The organism is Litoribacillus peritrichatus (assembly GCF_039537985.1).
In the GTDB taxonomy this organism is placed as follows: domain Bacteria; phylum Pseudomonadota; class Gammaproteobacteria; order Pseudomonadales; family Litoribrevibacteraceae; genus Litoribacillus; species Litoribacillus peritrichatus.
This window is the reverse complement of sequence record NZ_BAABBN010000017.1, coordinates 226632-248897: the sequence shown is the minus strand read 5'-3', so window position 1 is coordinate 248897 and position 22266 is coordinate 226632. Positions and strand designations below refer to the sequence as shown.

20 protein-coding genes are annotated in these 22266 nt (G+C 48.0%); 13 read left to right on the top strand and 7 right to left on the bottom strand.

Annotated features, from left to right (window positions below; genetic code table 11):
* Both ABD744_RS22620 and ABD744_RS22615 read left to right on the top strand, forming a co-directional pair.
* Complete coding sequence (locus ABD744_RS22620; protein ID WP_344800888.1) at window positions 1-1584, top strand: alkaline phosphatase; 1584 nt, start codon at window positions 1-3, stop codon at window positions 1582-1584.
* Between the two features lie 138 nt (window positions 1585-1722).
* Window positions 1723-2436 (top strand): hypothetical protein, encoded by a 714-nt coding sequence (locus ABD744_RS22615; protein WP_344800887.1) that lies wholly within the window; start codon window positions 1723-1725, stop codon window positions 2434-2436.
* An 82-nt stretch (window positions 2437-2518) separates the two neighbouring features.
* On the opposite strand, the gene ABD744_RS22610 is transcribed toward ABD744_RS22615, so the two are convergent.
* Complete coding sequence (locus ABD744_RS22610) at window positions 2519-3400, bottom strand: LysR family transcriptional regulator (protein WP_344800886.1); 882 nt, start codon at window positions 3398-3400, stop codon at window positions 2519-2521.
* Between the two features lie 116 nt (window positions 3401-3516).
* Here ABD744_RS22610 and ABD744_RS22605 point away from each other — a divergent pair, with 116 nt between their 5' ends.
* The 3 genes from ABD744_RS22605 (at window position 3517) to ABD744_RS22595 (ending at window position 4614) form a co-directional block, all read left to right on the top strand.
* A complete protein-coding gene (locus ABD744_RS22605; protein WP_344800885.1) occupies window positions 3517-3888 on the top strand; it encodes an MAPEG family protein in 372 nt (123 codons plus the stop codon).
* A 112-nt stretch (window positions 3889-4000) separates the two neighbouring features.
* The gene (locus tag ABD744_RS22600) at window positions 4001-4489 is read left to right on the top strand and encodes a LysE family translocator (RefSeq protein WP_344800884.1); all 489 of its coding nucleotides are present in this window, start codon (window positions 4001-4003) and stop codon (window positions 4487-4489) included.
* The gene (locus ABD744_RS22595) at window positions 4462-4614 is read left to right on the top strand and encodes a hypothetical protein (protein ID WP_344800883.1); all 153 of its coding nucleotides are present in this window, start codon (window positions 4462-4464) and stop codon (window positions 4612-4614) included. The genes ABD744_RS22600 and ABD744_RS22595 overlap by 28 nt, the downstream gene beginning before the upstream one ends.
* A gap of 39 nt (window positions 4615-4653) precedes the next feature.
* Here ABD744_RS22595 and ABD744_RS22590 read toward each other — a convergent pair whose 3' ends face one another.
* Both ABD744_RS22590 and ABD744_RS22585 read right to left on the bottom strand, forming a co-directional pair.
* Complete coding sequence (locus ABD744_RS22590; RefSeq protein ID WP_344800882.1) at window positions 4654-5172, bottom strand: hypothetical protein; 519 nt, start codon at window positions 5170-5172, stop codon at window positions 4654-4656.
* Complete coding sequence (locus ABD744_RS22585) at window positions 5169-6512, bottom strand: hypothetical protein (protein WP_344800881.1); 1344 nt, start codon at window positions 6510-6512, stop codon at window positions 5169-5171. Before ABD744_RS22585 ends, ABD744_RS22590 begins: the two co-directional genes overlap by 4 nt.
* Before the next feature lie 357 nt (window positions 6513-6869).
* Here ABD744_RS22585 and rtcR point away from each other — a divergent pair, with 357 nt between their 5' ends.
* From rtcR to ABD744_RS22555, 6 genes are all read left to right on the top strand, one after another.
* A complete protein-coding gene (gene rtcR / locus ABD744_RS22580) occupies window positions 6870-8462 on the top strand; it encodes an RNA repair transcriptional activator RtcR (RefSeq protein ID WP_344800880.1) in 1593 nt (530 codons plus the stop codon).
* 208 nt (window positions 8463-8670) lie between these two features.
* Entirely contained in the window at window positions 8671-9906 is a 1236-nt protein-coding gene (locus ABD744_RS22575) for an RtcB family protein (RefSeq protein ID WP_344800879.1), read from the top strand.
* A 30-nt stretch (window positions 9907-9936) separates the two neighbouring features.
* The gene (locus tag ABD744_RS22570) at window positions 9937-10734 is read left to right on the top strand and encodes a nucleotidyltransferase domain-containing protein (RefSeq protein WP_344800878.1); all 798 of its coding nucleotides are present in this window, start codon (window positions 9937-9939) and stop codon (window positions 10732-10734) included.
* A gap of 114 nt (window positions 10735-10848) precedes the next feature.
* Window positions 10849-12135 (top strand): S1C family serine protease, encoded by a 1287-nt coding sequence (locus tag ABD744_RS22565; protein ID WP_344800877.1) that lies wholly within the window; start codon window positions 10849-10851, stop codon window positions 12133-12135.
* Window positions 12123-13094 carry an FHA domain-containing protein gene (locus ABD744_RS22560; protein ID WP_344800876.1) on the top strand — a complete coding sequence of 324 codons (972 nt, stop codon included), beginning with the start codon at window positions 12123-12125 and terminating at the stop codon, window positions 13092-13094. Before ABD744_RS22565 ends, ABD744_RS22560 begins: the two co-directional genes overlap by 13 nt.
* 49 nt (window positions 13095-13143) lie before the next feature.
* Entirely contained in the window at window positions 13144-13839 is a 696-nt protein-coding gene (locus tag ABD744_RS22555; protein ID WP_344800875.1) for a TetR/AcrR family transcriptional regulator, read from the top strand.
* Window positions 13840-13938: 99 nt separating this feature from the next.
* On the opposite strand, the gene ABD744_RS22550 is transcribed toward ABD744_RS22555, so the two are convergent.
* The 4 genes from ABD744_RS22550 to ABD744_RS22535 form a co-directional block, all read right to left on the bottom strand.
* The gene (locus ABD744_RS22550; protein WP_344800874.1) at window positions 13939-15108 is read right to left on the bottom strand and encodes an FAD-binding oxidoreductase; all 1170 of its coding nucleotides are present in this window, start codon (window positions 15106-15108) and stop codon (window positions 13939-13941) included.
* A complete protein-coding gene (locus ABD744_RS22545; RefSeq protein ID WP_344800873.1) occupies window positions 15101-16636 on the bottom strand; it encodes a phytoene desaturase family protein in 1536 nt (511 codons plus the stop codon). The genes ABD744_RS22550 and ABD744_RS22545 overlap by 8 nt, the downstream gene beginning before the upstream one ends.
* A 287-nt stretch (window positions 16637-16923) precedes the next feature.
* The gene (locus ABD744_RS22540) at window positions 16924-18150 is read right to left on the bottom strand and encodes an NADH:flavin oxidoreductase/NADH oxidase family protein (RefSeq protein WP_344800872.1); all 1227 of its coding nucleotides are present in this window, start codon (window positions 18148-18150) and stop codon (window positions 16924-16926) included.
* Window positions 18151-18247: 97 nt separating this feature from the next.
* Window positions 18248-18841 (bottom strand): TetR/AcrR family transcriptional regulator, encoded by a 594-nt coding sequence (locus tag ABD744_RS22535; protein ID WP_344800871.1) that lies wholly within the window; start codon window positions 18839-18841, stop codon window positions 18248-18250.
* Between the two features lie 641 nt (window positions 18842-19482).
* Here ABD744_RS22535 and ABD744_RS22530 point away from each other — a divergent pair.
* Both ABD744_RS22530 and ABD744_RS22525 read left to right on the top strand, forming a co-directional pair.
* Window positions 19483-20817, top strand: a complete 1335-nt coding sequence (locus tag ABD744_RS22530) for a D-arabinono-1,4-lactone oxidase (RefSeq protein ID WP_344800870.1) — start codon at window positions 19483-19485, stop codon at window positions 20815-20817.
* Window positions 20814-22037: an alanine racemase gene (locus ABD744_RS22525; RefSeq protein ID WP_344800869.1), complete on the top strand. Its 1224-nt coding sequence runs from the start codon at window positions 20814-20816 to the stop codon at window positions 22035-22037. The genes ABD744_RS22530 and ABD744_RS22525 overlap by 4 nt, the downstream gene beginning before the upstream one ends.
* Window positions 22038-22266: the final 229 nt, after the last annotated feature.

Here is a 22266-nt window from a genome sequence, read left to right as displayed (position 1 = left end):
ATGAACTTTAAGAAAACGCTACTTGCTGCGATTATGAGCAGCACCGTATTCATGGCCGGTTGCAGTGACAGCGACAGCAGTAACAGCAACGACGCCCCCAACGTAGACACCCCCGCCCAAAGCGCAGCGCAGGGGGAATCGAAAAACGCTTGGTTCAACCAAGGCGCAAACGCCGTCGCGGCCGCAGCCAACAATGCACCGAACATTCAAACCGCCAAAAATGTGATTCTGTTTGTTGGGGACGGCATGGGGGTAAGCACCACCACCGCTGCCCGCATTCTGGAAGGCCAGCAACGCGGCGAAACCGGGGAAGAAAACAACCTGGCCTGGGACACCTTCCCATACGTTGCTTTGGCCAAAACCTACAATACCGATCAGCAAACCCCGGACTCAGCCGGTACCATGACGGCGATGATGACGGGCGTCAAATCGGATGCAGGCGTCATCGGCGTTGACGAAGACGTTGAGCGCAGCGAGTGCAACACCGTTGCAGGAAACGAGCTGGTATCTGCCGTCTCTCTCGCTGAAATTGCCGGTAAAGCAACGGGCGTTGTTTCCACTGCCCGCATTACCCACGCCACGCCGGCGGCAACGTATGCCGTCAGCCCGGAACGCGGTTGGGAAGACGACGCTGAAATTGCCGAATCGAACGACGACGGCCACAACACAGCAGGTTGTGAAGACATCGCCTCTCAATTGGTCAGCTACGATTACGGGGACGGCATTGATGTCATCCTGGGCGGCGGATTGCGCCATTTCATTCCACAAGACGATGGTGGCCGACGTGAAGACGGACGCGATCTGACACAACTGTGGGTGGATGGCGCCGCCGAAAACACCACGCGTGCCTTTGTTTCGGATAAGGCCGGTTTGCAAGGCGTCAACCTGGAACAAACGGATCAGCTGATGGGTTTGTTTACGTCTTCCCACATGAGTTATGAAGCGGATCGAGACGATGCGGAAGAGCCTTCATTGACTGAAATGACAGAAGCTGCCATCGATATGTTATCCAAAGACGACGACGGTTTCGTACTGGTAGTTGAATCCGGTCGCATCGACCACGGTCACCACGCAGGCAATGCCTATCGCGCATTGACCGATGCCATTGAGTTCTCTGATGCAGTAAAAGCAGCGCTGGCAAAAGTGGATTTGGATGAAACGCTGGTGATGGTCACCGCTGACCACAGCCATGTGTTTACCATTGCCGGTTACCCTAAACGTGGCAACCCAATCTTAGGCAAAGTTGTAGGTGTTGATGACCAAGTGGCGGTTGGTGCGGATAATATGCCGTACACCACGGTCGGTTACATGAATGGCCCAGGGGCCAGTAACCCGGCGAATAACGACGCTCGTGGAGCAGGTCGAATCGACCTGAGCGAAGTGGATACTCAAGCCGAAGGCTTCTATCAGGAATCTCTTGTCCCTCGCGGTTCGGAAACCCACGCTGGTGAAGACGTAGGCATCTACGCTGCAGGCCCTTGGGCGCATTTGGCACAAGGAACGCTGGAGCAAAACATGATTTTCCACATCATCAACAAAGCAACGGGTTTGGTGGAGTTGGCAGACGCAGCATTAGCGGACTGATCAACCGTATGTAACTGACCCACCCGCAATGCAACAGCCAAGCGCTTATTCCGGTTTGGCTGTTGTCATTTGAGCGACATATTTTTCCCTTAAATTACCCATTCACACGCTTTCTAACACTGTTTTTGGATCATCGTCATGAAGTTCTTTGTCTCATCCTTTAACGTAACCCGTTTCTTATCTCTGCTGATTGTCACTTGCGGCATCGCATTCAATACCACAGCACAAGCCGGTTATTGCAAACCGCAAAAACTGAAATCCGGTTGCAGCCCGTTCGCAGCCGATTATTTCGTTGCCAATCCGCAAACCCAACAGTTTCAACCGATGCAGGTCTGGTACACAGACCAAGGAACTTTTTACAAAAAAGCCAACGGAGAGCTGACCTCTTGGCACCCTAAAGGAAAGAAACTGAAATTTAATCGCTGGATTACCGATTCCAAACTGGTCATCGAGTACGAAGCCTCCGACCTGGCCTCCCTTGGTCAGAACGTAAGCTGGGAACAGGTACGAGGCCTGCTCGCCAGTAAAAAGCTGGACACCCTTCATCAGGCAGAAACCATGCAGTGGAACCGTCACAATGCCCGCCGTCTGACCAATAACGATCACAGCTACCAGGTTGAGTTGATCGATCAGTACCAAATCCCCGCCAGGGTGATTCAAAACGGCCAGCCGACTATGGTCCTCGCTCGCTTATACCAAACCGAAGAAGTCGTTGGTTGGTTGGCTCAACTGAGCACCTTTGACCGTATGGATTACGCCGATTTGGGCGACAGCGAATCCGATCCGCGTGTGGCCAAGCTGATTCATCAAGGGTTTGTGCCTGGACATGCCTCACACAGTCACGGTCACTGATGTTCAATATGACTGATTTGGTAACCCATGTAATTTCAGAGGGCTTCGTTGCCAACGCGGCCTCTGAAAATCCAGCGGCAACTCAATTCAGCCTTTGTATCAGATAATCCAGAAACACCCGGGTCTTATTGGGCACAAACGCCGATTGCGGAAATACCGCATTGACCTCATGGCGCAATTGATCCTCTGACGTAAACAAGGGCACCAGCCTACCTTGCTGAAGGTCCTGTTCAATGAGGTAGCTGGGCAGAACGGTCACCCCCATGCCGGAACAGGCGCACTGGTAAGCCGCCAACATATCGTTAACCAGCACCTTATTGTTTGAATTGGAAACATGGAACTGCGGCAATAATTGTTGAAATCGTTTAATCACCGACTGAACGTGACCAATAAAAATAAAAGAATGGCTCGCTAAATCCTGAGGCCGTTGCGGCAAACCGGCTCGGGCAATGTATTCCGGCGAGGCGCAAGCCATTAAGAAACCAGACAATACCGTGCGGCATCGAAGCCGTGAGTCTTTCAGCTCGCCGGCTCGAAAGGCCAAATCAAACCCTGCGTCGATGATGTCTAACGTCGCATCAGACACATTCAACTCAAATTGAATGTCCGGGTATTCTTCCGAAAACTCAGCAATGACAGGAATCAGCTGAGTTCGGGCAAAGGTCGAAGTACTGGTTAATTTCAGTGTACCTACCGGCTTGGCGGATAAATTCTGCAGTTTAAGTTCCGTCTCTCGTTTTTCTTCCACGATTCTCTGGCAACTTTCAAAATACACCTGACCGGCTTGAGTCAGGCTCAATGAGCGAGTGGTTCGGTGAATCAACTGCACTCCCAACCGTTGCTCTAATTTTTTCAGATAACGACTGACCGAGGCACTGGTGGTTTCCAATGCATTCGCCGCCCGAATAAAACTGCCATGATTCACTAAGGTGATAAATACTTGGTTATCATCGGATAAAGCCACCAGCAAACTCCTGCCAACACTATTACATTAATCGTAAGAATGAATTACACATAAGCCAGTTTATTACGGTTACCGTCAGGCATAAACTCCCTTCCAAGCCCTTTCAGGAGAAAGTTATGTATTGGTTTAAACTGTATGTATTTTTTAATGTCGCTTTTGTTACCTTACTCGCGTTATACGTGTCGAAAGTACGTATTACCGAAAGAGTGCCACATGGCGACGGCGGCAAAATTAATGTAAAAAAAGCCATTCGGTGTCACGCCAACGGCGTCGAGCACGTCATTGCCTTTGGCCTGGTGGTATTAGCGCTCGCCATAGAAAGCAGTTCAACATTACTGCCTGCGTTAGTAATAGGGTTTACTGCGTCCAGAGTTATTCATGCCATCGGCATGTTTCAGGTCTCTGCGCTGTTTCGTATGTCGGGCGCAACCCTGACTTATCTATGTGAGGTGGTCGCCCTCACCATTTTAGGCTTGGAGCTTTTGTAAAATAGACCTGTAAATAGCTCCGTTAAAAAGAGCAACGATTGACCAATCACCTTTATGCGAAGCGCCTGTTTCGAGTAGACTGTCGGCTACCTTCACGCCAACAGGAACCCCCATGACACTCGAAACCTGGCTCGCTTTTGTCGCTGCATCCTTGGTATTAACCATGACGCCAGGCCCCAGCATCTTATTAGGCATGGTGCATTCTGTTCACTTCGGCGTAAAAAAAACCACCTTTACCGCACTCGGTGATATCACCGCCAATTTTTTGCAAATGGTGTTCGTGGCCATTGGGCTGGGTGTGATTATTGCCAATTCAGAAACGGCATTTCAGATCATCAAATGGTTCGGCGTGATTACTTTGCTGTATATGGGCGTTAAAATGTTCATGCAAACAACGAAAGCTCCCGCCAACGATAAAACAACTCAAGATGCCACGCCCGGTAAATTGTTCTTGTCCGGATTTATGGTCGCCGCAGGCAACCCAAAGGCCATTGTGTTTTTTACTGCATTTTTCCACAGTTCATTGACCCCTCTATGTCGCTCTTTGAACAAATGGCCATCATGTGCCCGACCATGGCACTGTTGGATTTCACATGGGTGATGATTTATGCAGCCACAGCCAAAAAAGCCTCCCAACGCATTTCCAAACACCCTCGCTTTATCAATCGTTTTGGCGGTTCAGCGTTAGTCGGCGCTTCCGGCTATTTGGCCTTATCAGGGAAATAAATCTTCGTTGGTCCGGAAACTATTCAAGAGTTCCTAAGGTTAAATCTCACCGCGCTCGTATTTTTCGCCTAGGTCTTTCCAAAGTTCTAAAAAACCAAGATCATATAAAAAGTGATAACTAAAAGAAATTTCAGTTGGTTTATATGCAGTTGTAACGGCTATTGGGCTTTGTCGAGACCAGTTCACAATATAATAGCCTTGAGTAGCAGCTTGCACGCACAGCATTTCACCATCTACATCTTCATCAACGCTGCTCATAGCACCTGCATGTAAACCGCCTTCAGCGGGAGCTTTTTGAAATTCCTCCAAAGCCTTGGGAAACCAGCTAAGTACTTTAAGAGGAAAGTCATACTGTGTGCAGCAATACTTATTGGTTTTCAAGTTCCTAAATACAGCCAATATAGATAAATATTGATTTCGTTTAATGAGGACATACAGCTTTTCTCGTTCCGTTGTATCCATTAGCCGTCCAATTTCGGTGGCATCACACGGTAAATAATTATGGTCAGTAATGCTTGGCAGACTTGCTGCTACTGAATACTCCTGTATATAAGTCATACTATTTCAAGATCCTTGATAATGGTGATGGCACCAGCTTCATGTAACGCCTTCAAGTTAACAGTTTTACGCTCAAAATTAAGTGTTTCGACCACCCCACAGCTATTTGGACTCTCAGAGTTTAATTCCTTTGTTAGACCCGTTCCTAGATAATCCTGATTATTGCCAATTCTGTCATGCATTTCCATTCGAGTAATCAGCAACTCCTGATCTTCCAATGGTAAATCAGTCGTCTGTAGGTAATTTTGAAATGCATCAGTATCTCTGGACCACTGATGTGGTAAATCACCACTATTTACAGCTGCACTGTAGTGCTCGGAATAAAACTCCTGGAATTTAGGGGTCATTACTCGATTAGTAAAGTCTTTAGAAAACTGTTTTGGTAATTCAGTGTTTGCAAATTCACTGACATTATTAAAAGTCGCTGATACGCTTTTTACCCCCGTTAAAGGTGCCGCTTTTTGAGTATCAACAATTACTAAGCAATAACTTGTCCCTGAGTCATACTCCAGTCCCAACTTTTCACTGATAAGTTTCGGATCTGAATCTGCATCTTCGAGCTGGTCAAAGCTTGTAGACCAATACTTTGCACCTTCCCCAGACTCACCTTTCATCACCATTCCTAATTTTCCACTTAATGGATCGTCAGGCGTATTACGATCAATAAGGTAACTCATTTCCATGAACCGCACCTGGAATCTCTCACCACCCACATCTCCGTGCTCCGCTAGCTGCTTGAGCTCTTTATCAGAGTATTTGGGTTGATAGCCGGTTGCGGCTATTTGTTTGCGCCGATTTGCTAAAAGAACTTTGGCTTCTGCTAAATTTGCTGGTTGAACCGCTTTGCTTGCTGCATCAACAGCACTCATGTCAGATTCATGCACACTCGCCGAAGTTTCTCTTTCAGAAGTTGATTCTTCTGCCTGTCGACGTCTTATCACGGGCTTAGCAGGCGTATTACTAGTTGCAGCACCCGATGCCATAGGGACATCTTTACTTCGGAGTGCTGCCGCATGTTCCTTTAGAATATCCCGAGTCAGCCAAACCTTCAGTTCGCCCGTTTCCAGCATTTTGGTGAGTTGAATTAACACATCCCAGTCGCTTTTTTGATGCAAATGATGAGCATGAGACCGAGCATACAAATATAAATCCCTTAGCGCTCCTTCCAGAGAGCCAAGTTCACACAGTTCTTGCAGGAATGTTCGTCCATAATACGCGTCTTCCACGAAAGTTAAGTGCGTAGGTACCACTTCTATGCCTGCATCATACGAATGACAAAATAAGTAGTGGTTTCCCATTAAGTCCGTGACCTTGAATCCTTTCTGGCCGGGAATATTCATGCCACCCCTCCTGTGCAATCAGCCGGCTGCAGAAAAGAAGAACAGAGCGGTTTTTCCATTTTACTAGGGATTGTTTTAACCGTGTGACGTGCTTCCATGCCGTTATTATTTCCTTGATGAACCACTTACGTTTCAGCATCATTTGATGTGATCGAGCAAATCCTTCACTGCTTCGATTTGATTTCGAGATGTCTGAACATATTGAGAAGCACGATTCTATTGATTTTATTGAAAACTCGATGAGAATTGATGCACAGTTCAGGTCAGGAACATACGGAGCCAGTGCTTTGATATCATGCTAAACATGGCCAATCGCAAATACTAATAATATATTCGTACTATCATCAGGACTCCATCATGAAAAAAACCGTCGTCATCGGCTTTCTCGGCAACGTACTGGATTTCCGCAGTCGGGGCGCAAAGCGCTGGGAAAAATGGCGACCGTCCATTTCACTGTGCATGCAAGATTCCCTCAATGTTGACCGCTTTGAGCTGCTTCATCACCGCGAAGACAACCGCCTGGCTCACAACACCGCCAGCGACATGCAAACCATTTCTGAAGAAATTGACGTAAGGCTACACAGCGTTGAAAATGAAAACCCCTGGGATTTCGAGCAGGTCTACAGCACCTTGCTCGACTTCTGCATGAACTACGATTTCAAACCCGACCAGGAAGACTACTTACTGCACATCACCACAGGAACCCACGTTGCTCAGATCTGCTGGTTCTTGCTGTGCGAAGCCAATTACATTCCGGCCAAACTGGTTCAGACCTCACCCGACAAAGAACATCGTGGCCCGAAAGGGCAATATCAGATCATTGATTTAGACCTGTCCAAGTACGATGCCATCAACTCACGCTTTAAGCATCAACACCTTGAAGGCACAGAATTCCTGAAATCCGGCATCGCCACCCGGAACGGCAAGTTCAACCAAATGATTCAGCAGATTGAAAAAGTGGCGATTCGCTCCACCGCGCCATTGCTCATCACCGGCCCGACCGGCGCAGGCAAATCGCAACTGGCCAAACGTATATACTTACTGAAGCAAAAGCGCGGCCTGATTCATGGCGAATACGTCTCCGTCAACTGCGCCACCTTGCGCGGCGACGGCGCCATGAGCGCACTGTTCGGCCACACCAAAGGCGCATTTACCGGCGCCCAGACCAAGCGCCAGGGATTACTGGCACGTGCTGATCAAGGGCTTTTGTTTCTGGATGAGATCGGGGAGCTGAACCCGGATGAGCAAGCTATGTTGCTGCACGCCCTGGAGGAAAAAAGCTTTTATCCGGTCGGTTCCGACACCCCCATACACAGCGATTTCCAGCTGATCGCAGGCACCAATAAAGACCTCCACAAAGCGGTTGCAGAAGGCACATTCCGAGACGACTTACTGGCCAGAATTAACCTTTGGAGCTATCAGTTACCCGGCCTGCAAAGCCGCCGGGAAGACATCGAACCCAACCTGGATTACGAGCTGCACCAAATGGAGATTCAACACAACCATAAGGTCAGTTTTAACAAAACCGCCCGGCAAAAGTACCTTGAATTCGGACTCTCCAGCGAAGCCTGCTGGCAAAACAATTTTCGTGATTTAAACGCATCCGTTCAACGAATGACCACCCTCGCGGACGGCGGGCGCATCAATGAAGAAAACGTGAATGAAGAAATCGACCGCCTCAAGAATCACTGGCAAACACCTCATCAACAACAATCATTAGTAAGCCTCGAAGATTACTTTACTCAAGCAACACTGCACGACATCGACCTGTTCGACCAGTGGCAATTGCAAAAAGTGATCGAAGTCTGCCAACAGAGCAAAACCATTTCAGACGCCGGTAGGAAGCTGTTTAACCAATCCCGTTTAAAGAAAAAATCCGTGAACGATGCCCACCGGCTGAAACAGTATCTCACTCGGTTCGACCTCAATTTTGACGATCTAATTCAATAATAAATTATCGAATTAGATAAATTTTTATAAACTTAAAATTCAACCAAAATAAAAATAACAAATAATATCAGACACTTAAATTATATTTAAAACTTGGCATCCTTATTGTTATATCCATCGTGAGCTTAGTAAAACACGCGATATGTTCGCACCGCTAAGCTCTAAGATAGTCCCCCTGAAAAAGGGCACAAACAAAAAGGAAAAAATCATGACAACGAGAACACCCAACTACCAAGTCATTCATAATAAACCCGGTGTTCCAATTAAAAGCTGGACGCGCGGCGTACCTTTTGAGGATAAAGCTCGCCAACAGCTGATAAACATCGCCTCCATGCCGTTTATTCATAAATGGGTTGCCGCCATGCCGGACGTGCATTTAGGCAAAGGCGCCACCATTGGATCCGTAATTCCCACGGTGGGCGCCGTCATTCCTGCCGCCGTTGGCGTGGACATTGGTTGTGGAATGATGGCCGTTAAAACCAACCTGACGGCCAAAGACTTGCCGGATAACCTGAAACCGTTAAGAGACGCCATTGAACAAGCCGTGCCACACGGAAGAAGTACCAACCGTAGTCGTCGGGATAAGGGCGCGTGGCAGGATTTACCCAACGATGTCGCTGCGGGTTGGAATCAACACCTGAATGCAGGGTTCAACCTGCTGACCGAGAAACACGCGGTATTAAAGAACACCAATAACGTGAAACACCTGGGCACTTTAGGCACCGGAAACCACTTTATTGAAATATGCCTGGATACCCAACAAGCGGTATGGGTGATGTTGCATTCCGGATCACGGGGGGTTGGAAACCGTATCGGCACCTACTTCATCGAACAAGCCAAAAAGGACATGGAACGGCACTTTATTAATTTGCCTGATCGGGATTTAGCCTACCTCTGCGAAGGCACCGAGCACTTTGACGACTATGTGGAGGCCGTACAGTGGGCACAGAACTACGCTCGTATTAACCGGGAAATCATGATGAACCGAACGCTGGCGGCCGTTGGTCAAACGTTACAAAGGCCCGTGATTGGCCAACTGGAAGCGGTGAACTGCCACCATAATTACGTCAACCTCGAGCACCACTACGGCAAAGATGTGTGGCTAACCCGAAAAGGCGCGGTAAGTGCGAAACAAGGCGAACTCGGGATCATTCCGGGCAGCATGGGCGCCAAGTCCTTCATTGTGCGAGGGCTTGGAAACGCAGAAAGTTTCTGTACCTGCAGTCACGGTGCAGGACGCGTGATGTCCCGTACCGAAGCCAAAAAACAAGTGAGCCTGGAAGAGCATATTAAAGCTACAGAAAACGTTGAGTGCCGAAAAGACGCAAGCGTGGTGGACGAAACGCCCCGCGCGTATAAACCGATTGAACAGGTGATGGAAGCACAAAAAGACCTGGTTGAGATCGTCTATGAATTAAAACAAGTCGTGTGTGTGAAGGGTTAGTAAGGCCCCGAACACCCCAAGGAAGTAACAATGATCAAGGAATCCATCAAACAAGAAATCATGGCCCGCATTAAGCGGGCTGAACAAGAGTACAATGTACGGGTACTTTATGCCGTCGAGTCCGGCAGCCGGGCCTGGGGATTCGCATCAGAAAACAGCGATTACGATGTCCGGTTCATATACGCACACCCGCAAGACTGGTATCTGACGGTGGATCTGGAGAAAAAGCGTGACGTCATCGAATACCCGATTGTGGATGAGATCGACATCAACGGCTGGGACGTGCGTAAAGCACTGCAACTCATGTGGAAATCCAACCCGGCCATCGTCGAATGGTTAAAGTCACCTATCGTTTATCGTGACGACCAAATATTTGCACCTATGGCCAGAAACGCTCTGGAAGACCTCTACTCGGTCGAAAAAGGCATCTACCATTACCGTAATATGGCGATGAATAATTATCGGGAACACCTCAATAAAGAGACCGTCACCCTGAAAAAGTATTTTTACGTGTTAAGAGCTTTGCTGTCGATCTTATGGCTTGAGAAATACCAAAGTACCGCGCCCATCGAGTTCAGTGCGTTACGAAGTCTGATTTCAGACCGGAGAGCACTGAACCAAACCATCGATGAACTGCTGGTACAAAAAAGGTCCGGCCAGGAAACAGAGAAAGCGCCGCCGATTCCGATACTGACGGCGTTCATTTCTGAGCAACTGACGCGACTGGAACAGCTTTCAAAGTACGCGGATCAATCCGATCAGCGAGTGAACCGGTTGAACCAGATATTTCAAATCATCGTCAGCAGCTACCACACCAAAGCAGCCTAGCAACCAGACGAAGGTCTCCCCCTTCGTCTGATCTCTCAAAATTCGCCATCAGATATCGAGCACGCGTGCTTTTCCGGTTATGATGAACGAAACATTTGGCCGTAGGACACCCCGTTGAGCAATCCATCAAAACTCGTCAGCACTCGTTCCATAATATTGTGGTTCATCGGAACCAGCTTTGCGCTATTCACCAGCCCGTCTCTGTTTGCCGAAACCAGTAACGCCAAGTCGTTATTTTCAGAGCTGAAACAAACCGTGTATCAGATCCGGGTGATCGACCAAGGCTCTGGCGATAAATACACCATAGGCTCCGGCTTTCTGATCAGTGATCAGGGCCACATCGCCACCAACTTTCATGTGGTGTCTTCCTACATTCATGACCCGGAGAAGTTCCGGCTGGAATACGTTCGTAACGACGGCTCCATCGCCAGTGCCAGCCTCATTAACTTCGACATCATCCGTGACCTGGCGGTCATTCAAAGTGCCGATAAGCAATCCCAGTTCTTAACCATCAACCCAACGCCGTTGGATAAAGGGGATCGCATCTATTCAATGGGCAACCCCCATGACTTAGGCATGACCATCATCGAAGGCAATTACAATGGGTTATTGCAAGCCTCTCGCTACCAGAAGATCCTGTTTTCCGGCTCTCTCAATTCCGGGATGAGCGGCGGCCCAGCCATCAATCAGGATGGGGAGGTGATCGGCATTAACGTGTCCACCGGAGGCGACCAGATCAGCTTTCTGGTGCCGGCCATTTACTTAAAGCAACTGATCAGCCAACCGCCTTTAACGAATGATTATCAGGCCCACATTGAGCAGGCCTTACTGGATGATCAGGATCAGTTCTATCAGCCTTTATTGGCTGCCCCCTTCCCCACCAGTACGTTGGGCGAGTTGACCATAGCCAGCAAAATCAGCGATGCACTCAAATGCTGGGGGCATTCCACCGAAGAAGATGAAACCCGCTACCAGGGTTTTCACCAGCACTGTCGCTCTGAAGATGAAACCTACATTGAGAGTGACTTCTTTGTCGGCGACTTCTTCTACGATTATGAGTGGATCAAGGCCGAAGAAGACCTCAATTCATTTCAGTTTTACAGCGCCATCGAAGAACGGTTCACTCATCACGACTTAGACAACGCTTACTACGAAGGCTCCGTCAGCAACTTTAAGTGCCAATCCGACTTCATCGAAATCGATCAACGCTCATGGAAAGTGTCCAGCTGTTTCAGAAATTACTTAGATTACCCTGAATTGTTTGATGCTCTGCATCTGATGGTTTCGGTGGATCACCCTGAAAAAGCCATGGTCGCCAAAATCGGGGCATCGGGCATCAGTCAAAAGAACGCTATCGTCCTCATCAAGCGCTTCATGGAGTCTTTGACATGGAACAACTGATCATACAGTCCGGCCATAAAAACGATCATATCTCGCCACTTTTCCGCAGTGACGGCGAAGACATCACCATTGGCCGGGCGTTCACCAACCACATCGTGCTGTCCGATCAATATGTGGCCGGACACCAGGCCCGTATTTTCAGTCAACCCTCAGAGGCAGATCAACAAAGCTGGTTTATCGAAGTCCTGGATGACACCAACAGTGTGTTGTTGAACGGAACGCCGATCAAAAAACAGATCACGCCTCTGCACAGCAAAGACCGCCTGGTATTAGGCCGCACCAGTCTGTCTGTATTCAGCTCAGATCATCAAGTGGAACCCACCAAAATACTCCAACGCCGAAACCTTCATCAGGACTCTTTTGGTTGGCTGATGCCAATGTTCATCATGAGCATGGTCGCGTTACTCAGTGCCAGCTCAGAGTACGCGTTGGTCCAACCGCTTGAGAGCTGGGTGGACTTTACCAAAGAGACCTTGTTAGGTGCCGCCGTCATCTTAATTTGGGCCTCAATCTGGGCAGTGATCGGCCGTATTTTCCGTCATCAAAGTCATTTTGGCCAACAGCTCCAGTACACCTCCCTGGTGATGCTGGGCATTCTGATCATCGATCCCTTTGCCTACATTCTGGAATTCAACTCCAACAGTTTATTGCTCGGTTATGCCATCAGTTACACCGTGGCCTTTGTCGGTCTGGCTGTATTGCTCAATTACAATCTGAGCTTTGCGACCAACATTCACCGCACTCAATTAATGGCCACCCTGATCAGTGGCGTGTTGATCGGCGTCTACGGCGCAAACCACGCCTATAATGCGGACGAATTTTCACCCAATCCGGTTTACAGCCAGATACTGACCCCTCCAGCCACTAAATTTGCAGGAGACTCAACGCCGGATGCTTATCTTCAATCCCTGAGCGGAATGGTCGATGAGTTCGATAATCACTTGCCGAAATCCCCTTAAATAGGTACTTTAGCCCGCTTCATTGCAAACAAGAATAAACGTGGTAGTTATGGCTCGTAGCCCAAAATCGAAAGCGTCGCCCCCGGAGACCAAACAAGGGATGGATAAAGGAACGGCCAGCTCGTATCATCATGGCGACCTTAAAAGTTCGTTAATCAAAGCGGCGAATCAGATTCTGGTGCGCGACGGCGCTGACGCGCTTTCACTGAGAGCCATCGCGGCCGAAGTGGGCGTTTCCCACATGGCCCCCTACTCGCACTTCAAGAACAAAAAGGAATTACTGCGTGCCGTTGCTGCCGCAGGTTTTCAACAGATGTCCGCCGCCATGGAAAAGGTCAAAGCCAAATATCAAAAGCCGGAAGAGCTGATCCTGGAATACGGCGTAACCTGCCTGGAATTTGCCACCAATAACGCGCAACTTTATCGTTTGATGCTCGGACAGGTCGAAACCAGCGGCAGAAAACACCTACAGACGGAAGCAAAAAAGAATTCGGAAGAAAAGATCAACCCGGATTCTGAATTGGAAAGTTTTTCAAAAACGCCCTTCGTACTCCTGAAAGAAGCCTTTGCGCTGCGCACCAAAGACAAAGCCCTGGCCAAGGCGCAGGCCATGGGCGCCTGGTCTATGGTGCATGGCATGTCAGCCCTGATGATTGAAGGCCATATTGAAATTCCGAAAGGGGTCAGCCTCAAACAATTCCTTGCGGCTGCAGCGCTCCAAACCGAAAAGTTAACGCAAAAATAACGCGTCTGAAAAACAGCGATCTATAAAAAAGCGCCTTCTGAGCAGGCTAGTTCAGAAAGCGCCAAAACCAGAAACAGGGAACTCTGGTAAAACTGGTCGTTACACCATAATTTCAATATCTTCCGTCGGGAAGGCCACACAAGAGTGGCACCAGCCGTACTGCGAATCGGATTCCCGTAAATGCGCTTCCGGCGGGTTAAACACCTTACCCTTGGTCACTTTTACCCGACACAAGCTACATTCACCGGAACGGCAGGCATTTTCAGCTGAAAAGCCGTTACGCTCCATGCTGTTCAGCAGTGGCTCATCCACCCGTGCTTTGAAGCTGCCCTGGCCTTTAATGATCACATTCACTTCCTGGTCCGGAGCCAAACCTTCCGGCCAACCGGCTAACGTTTCAGGATTTTTTGGCGGGCCATTACATTCGATACGAACCCGACGCGCTTTGACGTTTAGCTTTTCAAGCTGCTCGGCGCAAAAGTCATGAAAACTGGTCGGGCCGCACAAATAAAACATCTTGTTATCTGTACCACCAATTAACGCTTCGATGACTTCCGAATGCAGATGACCAGTTCGACCTTGATACCCTTCCGGTGGACGAGAAATAATCTGAGATACTTTCAAGAAGTCGTGCTCAGCTTCCAGTTCAGCCAACTCTTCATTAAAGATCACATCGTCCACATAACGCGAAGCGTAAATCAAATGAAAGTTATACTTTAAACCACGATCAGCAATGTCTTTAATCATGGCTCTGGCCGGAGCAATGCCTGACCCGCCCGCCAAAAATACCAGGTCATTCCCATGGAACAGCGGGTTATGATAAAAAGTGCCCATCGGGCTGGTGCTTTCAAACTGGTCACCCACTTTGACTTCATTCAACAGATAATTAGTGACAAAACCGTTTTCAACCAACTTAACCGTTAAATCATAATGGCCACGGGTTAACGGCGCAGAAGATATTGCGTAAGGTCTTGCCGTTTCCACACCATCGATGTTTACAAATAAGTTAATGTACTGACCTGCCTGAAAAGGCGGCAAAGGCAAACCTGTTGAGACAAAACGAAACGTCTTGGTCGACGGCGTATCCTCAATAATTTCACACACCTCTAAGGTCAAACGCTTTGGGTGCAGTTTGGCAATGGTATTCGCTACCGCACCTTTTTGCTCCGTGAAGTCGGTACCGGTTTTTTCCAGCTCGGTTTGATGTTCCATCGCCTGGGAATAACCATCAATGGCATGCAATACATTGGTTTTAGGGTCCTTAAGCACAGGCCACCTCCTCTTGCTTCGCCTTAAGTTTGGTAATGTGTTTTACCGCTGCACGACCGGTACTTTCACCGATCATATAGGTTGGCTGAAAACCGCCCATGCCATTCCAGCAACCGGCCATAAACAAACCTTGAACGGCATTCATTCGCTCACGGAACAACCCGCCTTCCTGAATGTTTTGACGGAAACCATAAATGGCACCACCCGGTGTATTCAGGTAACGCATCATGGTTAACGGGGTGGCCACTTCGACTTCCTCAATATGCTCACGAATGCCAGGAAAAACGCGCTCTGCATGTTCAATCAGATGATCAGCAAACTCGTATTTGGTTTTCGCGTACTCTTCTGCCGGAATATTCTCCCATGGTTCACCATACTGGAGACAAAGCAATGACAGTGCGGACTTACCTTCTGGCGCAAAGCTTGGGTCATCGTAGTTGTAACAGGTCAGCATGGTATGACAGGGCGGTGTCATGCCTTCCATGTTCTTATGAGCCACTTCTTCATCACGGTCATCGGTAATGAACGTCGAGGCCGCTGTCACACCGATGTCTTCAGGCGAACAATCCAAGCCAATGTAGAGCACAAAGGCGGATGTGCCTAAACGACGCGACTTCATGTCGTTAGCGATTTCTTCAGGCGGCTGTTCAAAATCCAACATTTCATTGAATGTATGAATCGGGCTGGCATTTGAAATCACTGAACCACAAGTAAAGGTTTCACCGTGTTCGGTACGAACACCTCGAACCTGCTTACCTTCGGTTAGGATTTTTTCTGCACCACAGTTAAAACGAACTTCCCCACCAGCCTCCAGGAAGGATTCCAGCAAAGCACTCGATACCGCTTGTGATCCACCTTTGATGTGCGACGGTTTAAACGCAGCGTAGGCGTAAAGCATCATCGCCATGTCCTGGAATGGGATATCCTTAGGTGGCAAACCGATGTAACACCAGTAAGCTGCAATCACGGTTTTCAAATCTTCATCATTGAAGAATTCATCCAATACATCCTTAAATGGACGCAAACCGTATTTAACATAATTCGGACATGCCGCTTTCAACATAGCTTCGTCGTTGGCTTTTTGCGCCTTAGGCAGCATCATGAATGCTTCCATGGTCACTTTTTCACAAAGCGTTAAGAACTTAGGAATGTTGTCCGCTTCAGACGGATAAGTTTCAACAAGCGTCTTACGGAGACCGCTCCAACTGGCCGGTAAAGTTACATCAAATTCACCTGGCATTATAATTCGATACAGCTCACCTTCGTGAACCACCTCGATCTTATCCATGATGCCCAGTTTTTCAAAAATCTGTCTTAGGATGAATGGTTTTTCATCCGTTCCCATACCACTGAGCTGATGCAAAGCCACTTCAAACTCAAAGTTACCGCGAACGAACGAAGTCGCACAGCCACCCGGAATGTTATGTCTTTCTAACAATAAAGTGCGAGCACCGTTACGCTGCGCTGATACAGCAGCAGTCAAACCGGCATTCCCCGCACCAATCACTATCACGTCGAAATCTGTCATCGCGATCTCCTTTTTGTTGTTATTCAAATGAATAAGATCACTTCATGTTTATTCACAAACAAACTTTACAATGTAAAGTTACAAGCATAGCAGCATGAATGTCAACCATCAAAAGAGAACAAAGTGACTCACTGATCAAAAGAAATGAAACTTATGAAATAACAAAAAGAGAGATTCAACAGCCAAGAAAGGGTGTCGTTATGGGCAAAAGTGATTGATATAGAGTTAGAACATCAAAGTTAAAACAGCGACTTAGTAGCAAATCGCTACTAAGCCGAAACGATTCATCATGCGCGTCGTTTTTGGAACGCCTGAACACCGTTACTGGTCAGAGTACGTAAAATTGAAAAATACACATTCATACTCGGATTGGGCTTTTTCCCTTTCGCCAAACGCGCCATTTGCTGTTCATACCAGGTAATCTCCAGCATACCCGCTTTATCCAAAGCTTTAATGCCTGTGGTCAAGGGTTTGACCAAACTGGTCGGCGCTTTACCCGCCAAAATTTGCTTCGGCCAATCCGGTTGCAGTGTTAAAGGACGGGCAATGCCCACCATATCCACTTCGCCCGAGCGGATGGCTTCGGCCATCCCTTCTGGTGAGCGGAACCCCCCGGTGACAACAATCGGCGCTGAGATCAGTTTTTTCATTTTAGCTGCAAATTCGATGAAGTAAGCTTCACGTTCGCGGGTACTTTGCTTCACTCCGGTCATTGCCGGAGACTCATAATTGCCCCCGGAAACTTCAAATAAATCCATCCCCAGCTTATCAAGCGCCATAATGACCTCAGTGGAATCTTCCTCGGAAAATCCTCCGCGCTGGAAATCGGCCGAGTTTAATTTGATACCAATCGGGAAGTCATCACCCACTGCCTCACGGATGGCCAAATACACTTCTTTGACGAAGCGCATTCTGTTTTCTAAGCTGCCGCCCCATTGATCTTCTCGGCGATTATGATGCGGGGATAAAAACTGACTGACCAAATAACCGTGCGCGCCATGAATCTGGACACCGGTAAAACCGGCTTCTTTCGCCATCCTCGCAGCAAACGCAAACTTACCAATGATGTCCTGAATTTCAGATTCGGTTAACGCCCGGGGCGGATTAAAGAACTGATCCAGACCTTTGCCCAATGGTACGGCCGACGGCGACACCGGATCTGGGTTGATCGCTTTCGGAGATTGTTTGCCTGGGTGATTCAATTGCACCCAGCAGTCCGTATTGTTCACGGTTGATGCTTTTGCCCAATCGGCAACTTTGGCAACATCGGTGTCTTTATCAAACACCACGTTTCTGGGCTCACCCAACGCATTGCGATCGATCATGACATTACCGGTCACCAACACACCGCATTCGCCTTCAGCCCATTTACGATACAGAGTCACCAACCCTTTACTGACCTGGTGATCCACCGTGCCTAAAATTTCACTCATGGCTGATTTAAAAAATCGGTTTTTAACGCTTTTTCCACAAGGCAAATCCAAGGATTGCCCAAGTACACTTGTATCCGTCATTATCTACCTCTATTCAATTGCATTTAAAATATTAGACCGGTCGTCTAGTAAGTCATTATAAAAAAACACTCATCTCGAGTGTTTTACTGGATTACTGCTATTTCGTTTTTAACATCACATCAAACAACACTTCAACCACTTCTACTGTGGGCTCCGCTTTGTCTTCGATCTTCATTCTCAATACACTGCCTTCCCAGCAATTCCAGGCCATACGTGCCAGAGTATCTGCCTTAACGTCCGTTCGTATTTCACCAGACGCTTGCCCTTGCAGAATAATCGCGGTCATCATGCCATGCCAGTTTTCAACTTCCTTCAGCAAGGCCAAACGACAAACTTCGCTAGTCTCGGCAATTTCACTGGCCAACGCCCCTAGAATACAACCTCGGGAACCGGCTTGATGTTCATCCAGCAGGATACGAAACGCCCGCTTCAACGCAGGTAAACCAGTTTCGCCCTGATTCGCCACCGCCTCAGCCAAACGCTGATTCAAGTCGTCGGCATAAAACCGAATGACTTCTGCAGCAAACTGCTCCTTACTCGGAAAATAGTGATAAAAAGAACCTTTAGGAACGCCGAGTTTGTCTAACACCTCTTTAATACCGGTGCCGTGATAACCCTTCGCTAAAAGTGCTTCCAAACCTACTTCGAGAAGTTGTTCTTTAATGTGTTCATTTTTTCTTGGTCTCGCCATGCCGGGAAGTTTACGACCGATCGTCTATAAACTCAAGTACTGACTATTTCTGCACCTGTAACAACCCACTAGCAAACCACTCATTTCAACCTTCTTCCAGCCTGAATCCAGGCACTGCACAAAAAACTACCAACTTCCTGAAAGCCTTACCGTATAAGGCTCCAAGGAGGTTAGCAATAACTTATCCGGAGACTTATCCACACCTTTTGTGGATGAAAATATCTAACCGAACCGAGCTCTTGCACTTTTATTTTGATAATACGCTTAAAGAAGCCAATGCAATTTGTTCATTATTAACACAATTTTTTACCACTTAAGTTATTCACAAATCGAGATCAGTAAGGACTGCCCCCGAATGACAATAATTAAATTTTAATATACAAATCAATACCATACAAAAACATCAATAATTAACCACAACCACAGAAACACCAGAAAATACAAGCCTCTGGTTTCTGTATTCATAAGTTGCCAACAGAGTTATCCACAGAACCATTCACTTCCGGTGATCTTTTCAGGGTTATTTGGCCAAATAGAACACATAAAAACAGCACTGAAAAAAGTTACTCTATGGCGGTACCGAAATCGCTGACCATTAACTACTATAAAAAGGCATCCCCGGATAACAAATGATAATAAGAATGTCCCACTTTGATAGCATCGAGCACATAACATCGGATTTACCCGACAGCCCCAAAGGGCAATGGCAAAACTGGTCTGCTAACCAAAAAAGCCTGCCGAACGAAGTTTTTCAGCCTGTCTCCACCAGTGAGCTGGCTTCATTTCTGAAAAATTACACAGGCAAATTACGGGTGGTTGGCTCTGGGCACTCTTTCAGCCCGTTAGTAAATACCTGTGATACGTTAGTCAGTCTGAATCAGATGACAGGCTTGATTGGCCAGGATAATGATTTGCAAACCGCCAGAGTCATGGCCGGAACCCCACTGCATAAACTGGGGCCACTGCTGGAATCCATTGACCAGGGAATGATCAACCTGGGGGACATAGACCATCAGTCCATTGCCGGAGCCACTGCCACCGGCACTCACGGGACAGGCGCTTCGTTGCCTTGCCTGTCCGATCTGGTGAAATCCATGACGCTGATTACCCTGGACGGCTCCGTCATTGAATGTTCGTCTGCGCACAACAAATCGCTGTTTAATGCCGCCCGAGTCAACTTAGGTTTATTAGGCATAGTGTCAGAGATCGAACTGAAAAACCGGCCATGTTATCAATTGAAAGAATCCATCAAGGTCATTCCACTAAAAGACGCTCTCGCGAATATCGAACAATGGAAGCACGACTATCGTCACGTCGAGTTATTTGCTTTCGGATACAGTGATCAGGTGATTCTGAAAACGCTTGAGATTACCGACGAGGCCCCCCGACAGCCTAAGGCACCGTGGATATCAGACGATGCCTTGCTGGAGTTTTTTTGCAAAGCTACTCAAAAGCTGCCAAAGCTGACGCCGCTGGTTCATAAGCAAATAGCCCGTTTTGTAAAAAGCAGTCAACGGGTGGATACCTCCTACAAGGTATTCGCCACCCCAAGAACAGTACGCTTCACAGAAATGGAATATCAGGTACCGGCGGAACACGGGCCTGAGTGTTTAGACAAAGTCATTCACCAAATTCGTAAGAACCGGCTACCGGCACTGTTTCCTATTGAATATCGTTACGTGGCGAGTGATGAAATCTGGCTAAGCCCGTTTTATCAACGGGATTCCGCTTCCATCTCCGTTCATCAATACCATCAACAACCGCATTGGCCATTATTTAATGCACTCGAACCTATTTTTGATGAATACCAAGGGCGGCCACATTGGGGGAAATTACACACCAAAACCGGCGAGCAGTTAGCAACGCTCTACCCTCAGTGGAACGACTTTGAGGAAATTCGCAAAGAATTTGACCCCAAAGCACAGCTACTGAACCCGTCCTTGGCAAGTATTTTTGGAGCCGAGAAATCCACATGACGACCAAGCCATCACTGAACCCTTCGTATGCACCCTATTTTGGCCAATTAAACAATGAACTGAAACTCGTAGGCGGAGGACGGCCAAGGCTCGTTCTGGATCTGGACGCGCTCGATCACAATCTCAGCCAAATGAAAAAAAACTGGCCAGCAAACACCCAGTTTCGGCTGGTCATAAAATCTTTACCCTGCATTGAGCTATTGCAGTACATTGCCCATCAAATGGGGTCGATGAACTTCATGGCATTTCACCAACCCTTTTTGAATCAGATTGTGCAAGTATTCCCGAAAGGCAACCTGTTGTTAGGCAAGCCCCTACCGTTAGCCGCAGTCTCGGAGTTTTATCAGCTTCATCAATCGAACCCAACAGCCTTTAATCCGGACAGCCAACTGCAGTGGCTGATCGATACCTCCGAACGGCTGCAACAATACCTCACGCTTGCCCAACAGCAACAACGCCGGTTTCAGATTAACATTGAAGTAAACATTGGATTGCAGCGGGGCGGGGTCAACGCCAACTCGACACTCGATAGCCTGCTGACGACCATTCAGCGCCACCCCGAACACCTGAAACTGACCGGCCTTATGGGTTACGACGCCCACGTTGGAAAATTACCCGGCTTCATTGAAAGCAGGAACACCAGTTATCGCAAAAGTCAGGCCCGGCTCAAAGGCTACCTGGAATACGTTCAGCAAAACTATCCACAGCTGGTGCCATCCGAAGGGCTGACCATTAACGGCGCAGGCAGCCCGACCATTGAAATTCACAAACAACAAAGCCAATGCAATGACTTGTCTGCCGGCAGCTGCTTGGTAAAACCAGCGAACTTCGACTTGGCCACACTCCAAGACTACCAACCCGCCTGTTTCATTGCGGCCCCAGTCATTAAAACGTTGCCAGGTTTTGCACTCCCCGGCCCTGAAATCATCAGCAAGCCACTGCAACGTATTCATCAGCGATTCGGGCAAACCTTTTTCATCTATGGCGGAGACTGGAAAGCCCGCCTGACATCCCCCAAAGGCCTGTATGAAAACCCCATCTACGGTTCCAGTGCCAATCAGGCGATCGTAAACGGTGCCAAATCCATCAACCTGGCTCCGGACGACCACATCTTTTTCCGTCCCAAAGAAAGCGAAGCAGTGTTTCTTCAGTTTGGCCGTATTTTGGCCGTTCGAAAGGGCAGGAAAGAAGCTGACTGGCCAGTGTTGCAACAACCATAAGCGATACACACGCATCATAAATCAAATATTCAACTTGACTTCGGCCAGCCCGTTAATCAATTCAACCCCAAAACAACCCATTCTAAATTATCTGCACCAACTGTTGGTGGCACGTGTCAGTATTCCGTAGTCACCGAAAGCCCACCCGAAAGGGAATGCGCTGTATTACTATTTGTTCTTTATTTTACCGAAGTGGCATTTACCATTAAACACAAGCAAATTAGCTATC